The organism is Tardiphaga sp. 813_E8_N1_3 (genome assembly GCF_051811025.1).
Lineage (GTDB): Bacteria > Pseudomonadota > Alphaproteobacteria > Rhizobiales > Xanthobacteraceae > Tardiphaga.
The window spans coordinates 3,621,572-3,633,706 of sequence record NZ_JBPWQE010000001.1 but is presented as its reverse complement, the minus strand read 5'-3'; the positions used below and the strand labels follow the sequence as shown (position 1 = coordinate 3,633,706).

The following is a 12,135-nucleotide window of genomic DNA, read 5'->3' as shown; positions in this document are numbered from 1 at the left end:
GAAATGCCGCGCCGATTGCATCGTGGATATCAGGAGAAATCATCGTGGCCGTTTCACTTCCCACTCCCGATCAACTCCTCGCCGTCGCCGATCAGTGCGGCCTCGCACTATCCGCGGAGGACGTCACCTCGTTCCGCGCGCTGATGCAGGGATCCGTCGATGCCTACAACGTCGTGGCGGCGATGCCCGACGAGGTACCCGAAGTGAAATATCCGCGTACGCCTGGCTATCGGCCCGCGCCGGAAGAGAACACGCGCAACGCCTGGTATCGCAAGTCGGTGGTGAAGGGGGCGCCCAGCGGCAAGCTCAAGGGCAAGACCGTCGCGCTGAAGGACAACATCATGCTGGCCGGCGTGCCGATGATGAACGGCTCGTCCACGCTGGAAGGCTATGTGCCGGATTTCGACGCCACCATCGTCACACGCATGCTCGATGCCGGTGCCGACATCATGGGCAAGGTGCATTGCGAATCCTTCTGCATGTCCGGCGGCAGCCACACCAATTCGACGGGCAACGTGCATAACCCGCACAAGATGGGCTATTCCGCCGGCGGGTCGTCGTCCGGCAGTGCCGTTGTCGTGGCGCTTGGCGAAGTCGACATGGCAATCGGTGGCGATCAGGGCGGCTCCATCCGCATGCCGTCGTCCTTCTCGGGCACCTATGGCATGAAGCCGACCTGGGGTCTGGTGCCTTATACAGGCATCATGCCGATCGAGATTTTCGTCGATCACACCGGCCCGATGACATCCAATGTCGCCGACAATGCGCTGTTGCTGGAAGTGCTTGCTGGCGATGACGGTTACGACCCACGGATCAAGTCGCCGGAAGTGCCGGAATACACCAAGGCGCTCGGTGCCGGTGTCAAGGGCATGAAGATCGCCATCGTCAAGGAAGGTTTCGAGCAGCTCGGCGCCGAGGATGCAGTCAACCGCAGCGTTCGCGAAGCCGCCAAGCGCTTCGCCGATCTGGGCGCGACAGTGGAGACGATCTCGATCCCGATGCATCTCACCGCGGCGGCGGTGTGGACCCCGATCGGCACCGAAGGCATGACCCAGACCATGATGGTGGGCGACGGCTATGGCCTCAGCCGGTCGGATCTCTATTCGACGTCGCTGATGGACGCCCATCGCGGTTGGCGCGGGCAGGCGGACTCGCTGTCCGAAACCACCAAACTGCTGCTGCTGTTCGGCACCTATATCAATAACAATTTCGGCCCTCGTTTTTACGGCAAAGCACTGAACATCTCGCGTCGCGTCACGGCTGCCTATGACAAGGCGCTGGCGAGCTATGATCTATTGCTGATGCCGACCACACCGATGAAGGCGACACCGCTGCCGGCGCCCGGCGCGCCGCGTGAAGAAGTCGTCGGCCGCGCCTTCGAGATGATCTCCAACACCTCGCCTTTCGACATCTCGCATCATCCGGCGATGTCGATCCCCTGCGGCATGGTCGATGGCCTGCCCGTCGGGCTGATGCTGGTCGGCAAGCATTTCGACGAGATGACCATCTATCGCGCCGCGCACGCTTTCGAGCAGTCCGCCGATTGGAAGACGATGTGAGGAATCCATGCAGAAGCGGGGATCGGTGATCGCGCATGGATAATCTGATCATGGCGATCTTCGAGATCGCTAGTTTCGGGGCGATCGTCGTGCTGGTTGTGCTGGGGCTGGGGATCATCGCCAGCATGATGGGCATCTTCAATTTCGCGCAGGGCGAGTTCGTTCTGCTCGGCGCCTATGTCACCTACATTGTTCACACCGCGGGTTTGCCGGTGTGGCTCGGTATGGTCGCGGCGCCATTTGTCGTCGGCGCACTGGGCTTCGTGCTGGAGCGGTTGATTGTCCGGCGCTTCTATGCCGCGCCGATCGTCGCCATGCTCGGTACCTATGCGCTTGGGCTGATCATCCGCGAGATCGTGCGCGGCCTGATCGGTGGGCTGTATCTCTCGGTACCGGAGCCGGTCGGCGGTTCGGTGACCATCGGCGGCATGCATTTCTCAACCTGGCGTTTGGTGATCATCGTGATCACCGTACTGGTGATGGCAGGGAGCTATCTGCTTCTGGCGCGCACCGCGTTTGGCCTGCGCATCCGCGCTTCGCTGGAGAACCCGGCGCTGGCGCGGGCCTCCGGCATTTCGACCAACGCAATCTATGGCGCAACCTTCGCCTTCGGCGCCGCGCTCGCAGGTCTGGCCGGCGCGCTGATCGTGCCGGTGTTCACGCTGTTCGCCGATCTCGGCATTCGCTTTCTGATTCAGGGCTTCGTCGCCGTCATGGTCGGTGGCATCGGCTCCTTTGCCGGACCGGTGGCTGGCGCAGGCCTGATTGGCACGCTGAGTGCGGCGCTGCCGTGGGTGATTTCGCCCGTTATCGCCGATGTCGCGGTATTCGTGCTCGCCATCATCTTCATCAAATTCCGGCCGCAGGGCCTCGTTGCAGGAAAAGGGGTTTAGTCCAATGTCTCATGACGCCAACACTCTCAGCCGTCGCCGCTTTCTTGGCAATGCGGCGCTGTTTGGTACGGCCATCGCCACCGGTGTCGGCAGCTGGGTCATCCCCGCAGGCTGGGCCAACGCGGCTGCCGGACCGATCAAGGTCGGTGTCGGCACCGATCTGACCGGTCCGATGGGCTATGCCGGCAATGCCGATGCCAATGTGGCCAGGATGGTGATCAAGGACATCAACGATGCTGGCGGTCTGCTTGGCCGGCCGCTGGAGCTGTATATCGAGGACACTGCGTCCAATGAATCCGTCGCGGTCGGCAATGTGCGTAAGCTGATCCAGCGCGAGAAGGTCGATCTGGTCATCGGCGGCATCACCTCGTCGATGCGCAACGCCATCAAGGACGTCATCGTCTCACGCGGCAAGACGCTCTACATCTACCCGCAGCTCTATGAGGGCAAGGAGTGCACGCCCTATCTGTTCTGCACCGGGCCGACCCCGGCGCAGCAATGCGATGAATTCATCCCCTGGCTGATCAAGAATGGCGGCAAGAAGTTTGCGTTGCCCAGTGCCAATTACGTCTGGCCGCATACGTTGAACGTCTATGCACGCAAGGTGATCGAGGCCAATGGCGGCGAGGTCGTGTTTGAGGAGTATTACCCGCTCGACCAGATCGATTTTTCGTCGACAGTGAACCGCGTTATCTCCAATAAGGTCGATGTGGTGTTCAATACCATCATCCCGCCCGGCGTCGGGCCGTTCTTCAAGCAATTGTCGGAAGCAGGCTTCCTCAAGAACGGTGGACGGCTGGCCTGCGTCTACTATGACGAGAACACGCTCAGCATCAATCAGCCTGCCGAAATCGAAGGCCTCGCAAGCTGCCTCGATTACTTCAAGGCGCTGACGCCGGAAGATCCGTTCAGTGCCAAGCTCCAGGCGGCCTACGAAAAACAGTTTCCGGGCAACTTCCTGTTCGCTGCAGGCAGTGCCGCGACCGGCACCTATCGTGGCTTGAAGCTCTGGGAGGCGGCCGTCAAGGAAGCCGGCAGTGTCGATCGCGATGCCGTCGCCAAGGCGCTCGATCACGCAAAGATCGCCGAAGGTCCGGGCGGTCCGGCCGAGATGGTCCCCGGTCAGCGGCATTGCAAGATGAAGATGTATACGGCGGTGGCCAAGGGCGGCAAATATGAGGTCGTCGCGCGCAGCGCCGGTCTCGTCGATCCCAAGGAATGCTGAGCCGATAATCCGAACCTCGCGGGAGTGGCCGATATCACTCCCGCTTTCTCTTCTCTCATTCCGGCGACCTGATGACCGAGACGACGCCACTCTCTGCCGTATCTCTGACGCGAGGCATCAGCGCATCGCGCCAATGGCGCGTGCTGCCGATGATCGAAATCGCGGTGCTGGTCATCGGCCTGCTGCTGCCCCTGGTGCTGCAAGATTATCTCACCGTCTATGCCACACGCGTGCTGATCCTTTGTCTGTTCGCGCTGTCATTCGATCTGGTCTGGGGTTATGCCGGCATCATGAGTTTCGGCCAAGCGGTGTTCTTTGGCTCTGCCGGTTATGGCGTGGCGCTGCTGGCGCGCGATCTCGGCATCACTTCGATCCTGCTGGTGCTGCCGGCCGGTCTGTTGATCGGATTTGCTTTCGCGCTCATGCTCGGCGGCTTCCTGCTGCTCGGCCGCCATCCCGCCAGTGTGATTTTCGTCGCATTGGGAACGCTGACGGGTTCCTATGCCTGTGATCGCCTGGCACGCGGCTGGTACTATCTCGGTGGCCAGAACGGGATTCCGTCGATCCCGCCGATGACGCTCGGCAGCTACGAGTTGACCGAAGGGCCGGTCTATTACTATGTGGCCGCGGGATTTCTTATCCTCGTCTATCTGCTGTGCCGTTTCCTGATGCGCTCGCAATTCGGCCTCGCGCTGGCCGGCCTGCGCGAGAACGAACAGCGCATCGCCTTCTTCGGCTACAAGGTGCAGCACCTCAAGGCGATCATCTTCTCCCTGAGCGGCGCCATCGCCGGGCTCGCCGGCAGTCTCTATGCGTTTCACGAAGGCTTCGTCTGGCCCAACATGCTGGGCGTCGTGATTTCTACCCAGGTGGTGCTCTATGTGTTGTTCGGCGGTTCCGGCACGCTGATCGGCGCCGTGATCGGCACGGTCGTCATTGAGGCCGTCAGCTTCTGGCTGTCGAACAGCTATCAGGACATCTGGCCGATCATTCTTGGCGTATTGCTGCTACTGGTCATCTTGTTCCGGCCCGCAGGACTAGTCAGTCTGTTATTGTCGGAGCGCGAGCGCGTCGGCAGCTTCGGCCGTCCGGGGAAGCGATAGTCATGGCGCTTCTGGAAGCAAAAGGCCTCATCAAGATATTCGGCAAGCTCACGGCGCTGAACGGCGCCGATCTCACCATCGCTGCCAATGAATTCCACGGCCTGATCGGACCCAATGGCTCCGGCAAGAGCACGCTGATGAAATGTATCGCCGGTGCAGAGACGCCGACGCAAGGCACGGTCATATTTGCTGGTCGCGATATCACGCAGGCTTCGCCAGCCGAGCGCGCGCGCGCCGGCATGAGCCTGAAATTCCAGATCACCAGCGTGCTGCCGGCGCTGACGCTGTATGACAACATCCTGTTGGCGTTGCAGGCGCAGACATCGCTGCTCAATCTCGCGCTGTCGCGCACCCGCGGCGTGCTGCATGACAAAGTCATGGCGATGCTCGAACAGTTTCGTCTCGTCGATCGTGCCCACGAGCCGGCCTCTGCACTGTCGCACGGGCAGCAGCAATGGCTTGAAATCGCCATGGCGCTGGCGCCCGAGCCCAGGCTGCTGCTGCTCGACGAGCCGACCGGCGGCATGAGTCTGGAAGAGCGGCGCGTCACGGGCGAATTGTTGCAGCCGATCAAGGCGCGCTGTTCGCTCGTCATCGTCGAGCACGATCTCGATTTCATCCGCGACATCTGCGACCGCCTCACGGTGCTGGATCAGGGTCAGATCCTGCAGACCGGTTCGGTGCAGCATGTGCAGTCGTGCCCCAAAGTTCAGGAGGTCTATCTCCGCCGTGCCTGACGATAAATTCCTCGATATCCAGTCGCTCGATGCCGGTTACGGCCGCAGCCAGGTGCTGTTCGGCGTCACGCTCAGCGTGCCGTGGCGCGGCGGCGTCGCCATTCTCGGCCGCAACGGCGCCGGCAAGACCACGCTGATGAAAGCTATTGTCGGTGAGTTGCCGGTGCTCGGCGGTGCGGTGAGCCTCGATGGCCGCGATGTCGGCAAGCTGCCGACCGAGCAGCGCATCCGCCGCGGCGTCGGCTATGTCCCGCAGGAGCATTCGGTGTTCGCGAAACTGTCGGTGCGGGACAATCTCGCCGTCGGCGCGCTGACCAATCGTGACAGCGGGGCAGTCAACCGTGTGCTGGAGATCTTTCCGAAGCTCGGCCAGCGGCTCGATCAGTTTGCCGGCACGTTGTCCGGCGGCGAGCGCAAGATGCTGGCGATCGGGCGCGCCATGTTGTCAGATCCCAAAATTCTGCTGCTGGACGAGCCGACCGAAGGCGTCTGGATCGGTGTCATCGAGGAAATTACCGAGCGCCTGATCCTGTTGGCGAAGGACATTGCCGTCGTCATCGTCGAGCAGCATCTCGATCTCGCGCTTCGCGTCGCGAGCAGCGCTTACGTGCTAGATCGAGGCCGGGTTGCGCTGACAGGGGCGGCGCAGGAGATCCGCGAGGATCCACGATTGTTGCAATATCTAGCGCCCTAGAACTGAGTGAGATCGTTGGCGCACGCCTTTGCAGCCTTTGCTTTAGAGTGAATAATTTCCGCTCTTCGCGCACCGCAATCTCACCCAGCGTCTTGTCTGCAATGTCTGCGCACTGCCATCGATAAGGTCACCAAGTTCTGCAAGCAACTTGGGCACGCCGCCAGCGTTATGGAAATGCTCCATGTGAGCAGCCAGGAGATGCCGTAGTCGCTGTTCAGCCCGATCCTAGCATAGGCCGGACTGACGAATGCCTGCTCCGCTGCGGCGATGCGGATACGGGGGCGGGCGCTTCTCTTCCTGCAGTTCTTCGGCATCGTCAGGTTGAGAGAAGGTGTAGATTTCAGCGCACGCTTCGGGACATCGTCGAGAATTCGAAGAATAATAAGATAGTCGAGGTCGAAGTCCGGCAGGTCGTGCATTCGTTGCCGGACGCCGATCTCGGATGGAGGTCGCTCAGCTGTAGAAGATACCGCCATCCACGTTGAGTGCCTGGCCCGTCACGAAGGCGGAATCATCCGAGGCGAAGAATGCGACGGGGCCGACGACGTCTTCCGGCTCGCCGAGCCGATGCAGGTCGGTGATCTTCTCGAAATAGGTGACGCGCTCGGGATCGCGCAGGTTGTTGCGGCCCATCTCAGTGAGGATGATGCCGGGACATACGGCATTCACCGTGATGCCGTGGCCACCGAATTCCATCGACGACACCCGCGTGAAGCCAACCACGGCGGATTTCGATGCGGCATAATGCGACTGGCCAGGGCCGCCGGTGCGCGCGGCCAGCGAGGCGATGTTGACGATGCGCCCATAGCGGCGTTCCTTCATATGGACAACCATCACCTGGGTCATCTGGAACACGCCGCGGACGTTCACGGCGAAGGTCTGGTCCCAGTGTTCGGGCGTGGTCTCTTCGATGGTCGCGAGACGCAGGATGCCGGCATTGTTGACGAGAACATCGACATGGCCGAGACCCGCGACCGCTTCCGCAACCGAGCGCTGGCAATCCTCGAGCTTGCTGACATCGGCCAGCACCGGAATGCATTTGGTCCCGAGCTTCTTCACATCCGCGACAGTCTCCAGCAGCGTGCTCTCCTGCGCTGCGATGTCGGTCAGAGCGAGATTGTAGCCGCGCTTGGCGAGGCCAAGGGCGATGGCGCGTCCGATGCCGCGGCTCGCGCCGGTCACGATGGCATGTCTGGTCATGGGATGTTCCTCGAGACGTTTTTGATTCAGTGAAGGCCGTTGTTGAGAGGGCTAGGCGCGCGCGCCGCGGACGGGCAGCGTGTTCATCGCCCTGACCGTCTCATCGAAGGACACGAGATTGGCGCCGGAGCCGAGCCCCGTCGCGACGATGGCGGCTGTGGCTGTTGCCAGTTTTGCGCAGTCCAGCAGGTCCCAGTCGCGGACGAGGCCGGCGATGAAGCCGCCGGTATAGGAATCGCCGCAGCCGGAGGTGTCGCGCACCGTCACCTCGAAGGCCGGCACCGTGAACTGCCGCCCGTCGCGCGTCATGACGAAAGAGCCGTGCTCGCCGAGCGAGATCGCGCAGGCACCGGCGCCCTTGCCGATGAAGTACTGCGCACAGGCTGCGGGATCATCCGTGCCGACCAGCGCATGGGTCTCGTCGATGCTTGGCATGAAGAAGTCCGTATAGGGCATCAGCGGTTCGACCAGTGCCAGCGTCTCGCCGCGTGCCTGGATGAGATCGACGGTGGTGATGCAGCCGGCCGCCTTGGCATCGCGCAGCAGCGCCACCGTCGGCTCGCCGTCCATCGCCAGCAGCGACCCGACGCCGCCAAGATGCAGCACCTTGCTGCGGCAGGCGGCTTTCTGCGCTTCGGGCGAAATCTTCCAGCGCGCGGAGGCGCCGCGCGCATGCAGCACCGGCCGCGAGCCATCCGGACGGATCGGCAGGATGGTGGCGGAGGTCGGTACGCCGGCCATCCGCTCCATCACCGAAATATCGATGCCCTCGCGCTCCATCGCATTCAGCACCCAGTCGGCCTTCTCGTCGGCGCCGACCGCGCCGACGGCGAGCGCCTTCAGTCCGAGGCGCGCGCAGGGCACCACGGTGCCACCCGCTGTGCCGGCGACCGTGAGCTTGATCTCATCGATCAGCGCGCGGCCGCCGCCGGCCGGGATTTCAGTGACGGGGACGCCGAGGATGTCCAGGATGTAGGTGCCGCAGACGCTGACGTCGTGGGGATGGGCCATGTGGCAAGTCTCGCAATTGTTGGTGCTGGTTTGTTAGGTCGAGGTTTTCGACGTGCCGTCGCTGTCGCGCAGGCCGTATTGTCCCCACCGCTTCAGGATGCTGTCGATCTCGGCATCCGGCAGCAGCGGCGGCGTGCCGAGTTGCAGACAGCCGTGATACTGTTTGGCGAGCACCTCGACCTCCACCGCAAGCCACATCGCCTTGCGCAGATTGGGGCCGATAGCGATCAGCCCGTGATGGGCGAGCAGGCAGGCACGGCGATAGCGCAGCGCCTCCAGTGCCGCTTGCGACAATTCCGCGGTGCCATACTGCGCATAGGGCGCGCAGGGGATGTCGTTGCCGCCGGCCGCCGCGATCATGTAGTGGATCGCGGGAATGGTGCGGTTCATGATCGCGATGATGGTGCAGAAGATAGGATGCGCGTGCACGACGGCATTCGTTTCTGGCTTGGCCTTGAGTATGTCGAGATGGAAACGCCACTCCGTCGAGGGCACGCGGCCCTGCGGTGCCGTCCACGAGCCGTCCCACTTCATCGCGACGATGTCTTCCGGCCGCATGCTGTCATAGGGAACACCGGACGGCGTCAGCAGGATGCCGTCATCGGTGCGGACGCTGATATTGCCGGACGTGCCCTGATTGATACCGGCAGCCGACATTTCGCGGCAGGCATCGATGATGGCCTGCCGGGTTGCGACGTCTGCGGCGCTTGGATGCGTCATGGCTTGTTTCCTCGAAGTCGTCGCTGCGGCTCTTACCGGCCGCTACGGGTGATCGTTATGTCCGGTGCGCGGCGCGTCAGCGCCCCATGGCGAAGAACTCGTCGTTCGGCCGCATGCTGGTAACATTCGCCAACCGGTTCGACATGCCGAAGAAGGCGGCGATGGCAGCGATATCCCAAACGTCGTCCTCCGTGAAGTCGTGGCGCTTCAGCGCCTCGATATCGGCATCGCCGACCTCGTAAGCCTGCATCGAGACCTTCATGGCGAAATCGAGCATCGCGCGCTGTCGCGGCGTAATGTCGGCCTTGCGATAGTTCACCGCGATCTGGTCGGCAATCAGCGGGTTCTTGGCGCGGATGCGCAGGATCGCGCCATGCGCCACCACGCAGTACTGGCACTGGTTGGCATTGCTGGTGGCCACCACGATCATCTCGCGCTCGGCCTTGGTGATCGGGCCGGGCTTGTCCATCAGCGCATCATGATAGGCGAAGAAGGCGCGGAATTCGTCGGGCCGATGCGCCAGCGTCAGGAACACGTTGGGCACGAAGCCGGACTTTTCCTGCACCGCGAGGATGCGGGTGCGGATGTCCTCCGGCAGGCTGGAGATTTCGGGGACGGGGAAGCGGCTGATGGCTGGGGTGGTCATGGTTTCTGTTTCCTCTCAGGCGGTCGCGAGTGCAACCAATCTGTCCTGGTATTCTTCAAAAGCGTCGCGTTGATCTGCAATATGGGGTTCGGCGCGGACCAGGCATGTATGCGCCGAGCAGCCCTGGCCGAATTGCGAGGTGCCGATGTCGAGCGTCAGCACGTTCGGATTGCCGGCGACTTCGAGACCAGTTTCAGCGCGCGGGGTGAACCAGGCGCCGGTCGGTAGCACCAGCACGCCGGAGCGCACGCTGTCGGTGACATTAGCGGTGGCGAGACAGGCGCCACGTGCATTCCAGATGCGGATGGTCTGTCCGTCGCTGATGCCGCGCGCCGCGGCGTCGTCGGGATGCAGCCGTGCCTGTTCGCGGCCGTTGCGCTTGTTGGCCACGCTGGCCACGCCGGTTTCGATCTGGCTGTGCAGCCGGCCGGCCGGCTGATGCGAGATCATGTGCAAGTCGGATGCATCGCTGCCGTTGCCGAGCCATTCCGCCGGCTCAACCCAGGCCGGATGCGACGGACAATCGGCATAACCGAGCCGGGCGAGGGTCTCGCTGCCGAGCACGATCTTGCCGCTTTCGGTCTTGAGCGCGTGCGCCTCGGGATCGATGCGGAAATCGGCGAGGAAGGTGTGGTTGGCGCGCACCGGACAGCGCGCGTAACCGTCGTGCCAGAATGTTTCGAAGTCGGGCATCTCGAAGCCGAGTCGCTCGGACGCGTCCTTGCGGCTCTCCTCATAGAGATGACGGACCCAGCCCATTTCGTTGCGGCCTTCGTTGAAGCGGTCGGCAACGCCGAGCTTGCCGGCGATGCGGTCGAAAATCTCGAAGTCGGGCAGCGAGTCTCCGACCGGCTTGATGGCCTGCTTCATCGCGATGATGAAGTCGGAGCGCCTGTTGCCGGCAAGGTCGTTGCGTTCGATCGATGTGGTCGCCGGCAGCACGATATCGGCGCGCTGTGCCGTCGCGGTGAACATCGGATCCTGGACGATGATGGTCTCGGGCCGCGTCCAGGCTTCGGACAGCCGGTTGAGATCCTGATGGTGATGATAGGGATTGCCGCCGGCCCAGTAGACCAGCCTTGTGTCCGGATAGGTTCGCGTCTCGCCCTCATAGGTGAAGGTCGCGCCGGGATTGAGCAGCATGTCGCTGATGCGCGCCACCGGGATGAAGCTGTCGATCGGGCGCGTGAGATGCGAGATGGCCGGTGACTTGCCGAGATTGAAGGGCGAGCCGACGCCGCCGAGCGAGGCATAGCCGTAGCCGACACCGCCGCCCGGCAGCCCGATCTGGCCGACGATGGAGGCGAGGCCGAGCGCGGCCCAGAACGGCTGCTCGCCATGATGCGCGCGCTGCAGGCTCCAGCTCACGGTGAGCATGCTACGGGTATCGACGAGGCGCCGCGCCAGCTGGCGGATGCCCTCGGCATCGAGCCCGCAGATCTCCGCGGCCCAGGCTGCATCCTTGCGGACACCATCGGACGAACCATCGAGATAGCCGAGCAGTTGCTCGGCGCCGCTGGTGCAGCGATCAAGGAAATCCCGGGCGTGCCGGCCTGCCTTCACGATCTCGCCGGCGAGGCCCAGCATCAGCGCGGTGTCAGTGTTCGGGCGGATCGGCCACCATTCGGCATCGACCCAATCCGGCATATCGTCCTTCAGCGGCGAGACGTGAACGATGCGGATGCCGCGCTCGGCGATTTTCCTGAGATAGGATTCGAGCCGGTGGGCGCCGATGCCACCGGCTTCGGTCTGCGCGGTGCGCGGCGACAGCGCGCCGAACACCACCAGCGTCTCGGTGTGTGCGGCTATGGTGTCGAGCGTATTGGCCTGGCCGTCGCAGGCATCCGAGCTTCCCAGCGTATGGCGCAGGATCACCGGGCCGGCAGCAATGGAATACGTATCCACATGCCGGGTGAAGCCGCCGACCAGATTCAGCATGCGCTTGAGCAAAGACGATGCGTGATGCAGGCGGCCCGAATTGGTCCAGCCATAGGAGCCCGCGAAGATAGACGCATTGCCATGGGTGCCGGAGACGCGGCGGATTTCGTCGGCCACCAGCGTGGTCGCCTCATCCCAGCTGACGGGCACGAACTTCTCCACGCCGCGCTTGCGCCGATCGCTGCGCTCGCGCTTGTCGAGCCAGCCTTTGCGCACCATCGGACGCAGAATGCGGCGTTCGGGATTGGCCCATTCGGGTACCGAATGAATGATCGGCGAGGGGGCGGGATCATGGGCGAACGGCTCGATGCCCACGATCTGTTCGTCCTGCACGAGGATCGTATAGGCGCCCCAGTGGCTGCAGTGCGGGATCCGCTTGATCTCACTCACGCGCCATCTCCCATGTCGT

12 protein-coding genes are annotated in these 12,135 nt (G+C 63.0%); 6 read left to right on the top strand and 6 right to left on the bottom strand.

The window, feature by feature from the left end; genetic code table 11:
• Positions 1 to 44 precede the first annotated feature (44 nt).
• The 6 genes from AB8A33_RS17225 (at position 45) to AB8A33_RS17200 (ending at position 6,211) form a co-directional block, all read left to right on the top strand.
• Complete coding sequence (locus AB8A33_RS17225; protein WP_439093866.1) at positions 45 to 1,559, top strand: amidase; 1,515 nt, start codon at positions 45 to 47, stop codon at positions 1,557 to 1,559.
• A gap of 35 nt (positions 1,560 to 1,594) precedes the next feature.
• Positions 1,595 to 2,452 carry a branched-chain amino acid ABC transporter permease gene (locus tag AB8A33_RS17220; protein WP_439093865.1) on the top strand — a complete coding sequence of 286 codons (858 nt, stop codon included), beginning with the start codon at positions 1,595 to 1,597 and terminating at the stop codon, positions 2,450 to 2,452.
• 4 nt (positions 2,453 to 2,456) lie between these two features.
• Positions 2,457 to 3,677, top strand: coding sequence for a substrate-binding protein (locus AB8A33_RS17215; RefSeq protein ID WP_439093864.1), 1,221 nt, complete (start codon positions 2,457 to 2,459; stop codon positions 3,675 to 3,677).
• A 71-nt stretch (positions 3,678 to 3,748) separates the two neighbouring features.
• Complete coding sequence (locus tag AB8A33_RS17210; RefSeq protein WP_439093863.1) at positions 3,749 to 4,780, top strand: branched-chain amino acid ABC transporter permease; 1,032 nt, start codon at positions 3,749 to 3,751, stop codon at positions 4,778 to 4,780.
• A 2-nt stretch (positions 4,781 to 4,782) separates the two neighbouring features.
• The gene (locus tag AB8A33_RS17205) at positions 4,783 to 5,517 is read left to right on the top strand and encodes an ABC transporter ATP-binding protein (protein WP_439093862.1); all 735 of its coding nucleotides are present in this window, start codon (positions 4,783 to 4,785) and stop codon (positions 5,515 to 5,517) included.
• Positions 5,510 to 6,211, top strand: a complete 702-nt coding sequence (locus AB8A33_RS17200; protein ID WP_439093861.1) for an ABC transporter ATP-binding protein — start codon at positions 5,510 to 5,512, stop codon at positions 6,209 to 6,211. The genes AB8A33_RS17205 and AB8A33_RS17200 overlap by 8 nt, the downstream gene beginning before the upstream one ends.
• 80 nt (positions 6,212 to 6,291) lie before the next feature.
• On the opposite strand, the gene AB8A33_RS17195 is transcribed toward AB8A33_RS17200, so the two are convergent.
• The 6 genes from AB8A33_RS17195 to AB8A33_RS17170 all read right to left on the bottom strand — a co-directional run bounded on the left by AB8A33_RS17195 (position 6,292) and on the right by AB8A33_RS17170 (position 12,116).
• A complete protein-coding gene (locus AB8A33_RS17195; protein ID WP_439093860.1) occupies positions 6,292 to 6,630 on the bottom strand; it encodes a hypothetical protein in 339 nt (112 codons plus the stop codon).
• 34 nt (positions 6,631 to 6,664) lie between these two features.
• On the bottom strand, positions 6,665 to 7,411 hold the full coding sequence (locus AB8A33_RS17190; protein WP_439093859.1) for an SDR family NAD(P)-dependent oxidoreductase: 747 nt from the start codon (positions 7,409 to 7,411) through the stop codon (positions 6,665 to 6,667).
• A 51-nt stretch (positions 7,412 to 7,462) separates the two neighbouring features.
• The gene (locus AB8A33_RS17185; RefSeq protein WP_439093858.1) at positions 7,463 to 8,422 is read right to left on the bottom strand and encodes a sugar kinase; all 960 of its coding nucleotides are present in this window, start codon (positions 8,420 to 8,422) and stop codon (positions 7,463 to 7,465) included.
• 33 nt (positions 8,423 to 8,455) lie between these two features.
• The gene (locus AB8A33_RS17180; protein WP_439093857.1) at positions 8,456 to 9,142 is read right to left on the bottom strand and encodes an L-fuculose-phosphate aldolase; all 687 of its coding nucleotides are present in this window, start codon (positions 9,140 to 9,142) and stop codon (positions 8,456 to 8,458) included.
• Between the two features lie 76 nt (positions 9,143 to 9,218).
• Positions 9,219 to 9,788, bottom strand: coding sequence for a peroxidase-related enzyme (locus tag AB8A33_RS17175; RefSeq protein ID WP_068738357.1), 570 nt, complete (start codon positions 9,786 to 9,788; stop codon positions 9,219 to 9,221).
• Positions 9,789 to 9,803: 15 nt separating this feature from the next.
• Positions 9,804 to 12,116 (bottom strand): molybdopterin-dependent oxidoreductase, encoded by a 2,313-nt coding sequence (locus tag AB8A33_RS17170; protein ID WP_439093856.1) that lies wholly within the window; start codon positions 12,114 to 12,116, stop codon positions 9,804 to 9,806.
• Positions 12,117 to 12,135 lie beyond the last annotated feature (19 nt).

What these genes read in the sequence shown, in the direction of transcription:
- AB8A33_RS17220 (WP_439093865.1), top strand. Translation starts at nt 1,595, where the DNA reads ATGGATAATCTGATCATGGCGATCTTCGAGATCGCTAGTTTCGGGGCG.
- AB8A33_RS17215 (WP_439093864.1), top strand. Translation starts at nt 2,457, where the DNA reads ATGTCTCATGACGCCAACACTCTCAGCCGTCGCCGCTTTCTTGGCAAT.
- AB8A33_RS17210 (WP_439093863.1), top strand. Translation starts at nt 3,749, where the DNA reads ATGACCGAGACGACGCCACTCTCTGCCGTATCTCTGACGCGAGGCATC.
- AB8A33_RS17205 (WP_439093862.1), top strand. Translation starts at nt 4,783, where the DNA reads ATGGCGCTTCTGGAAGCAAAAGGCCTCATCAAGATATTCGGCAAGCTC.
- AB8A33_RS17195 (WP_439093860.1), bottom strand. Translation starts at nt 6,630, where the DNA reads ATGCACGACCTGCCGGACTTCGACCTCGACTATCTTATTATTCTTCGA.
- AB8A33_RS17190 (WP_439093859.1), bottom strand. Translation starts at nt 7,411, where the DNA reads ATGACCAGACATGCCATCGTGACCGGCGCGAGCCGCGGCATCGGACGC.
- AB8A33_RS17185 (WP_439093858.1), bottom strand. Translation starts at nt 8,422, where the DNA reads ATGGCCCATCCCCACGACGTCAGCGTCTGCGGCACCTACATCCTGGAC.
- AB8A33_RS17180 (WP_439093857.1), bottom strand. Translation starts at nt 9,142, where the DNA reads ATGACGCATCCAAGCGCCGCAGACGTCGCAACCCGGCAGGCCATCATC.
- AB8A33_RS17175 (WP_068738357.1), bottom strand. Translation starts at nt 9,788, where the DNA reads ATGACCACCCCAGCCATCAGCCGCTTCCCCGTCCCCGAAATCTCCAGC.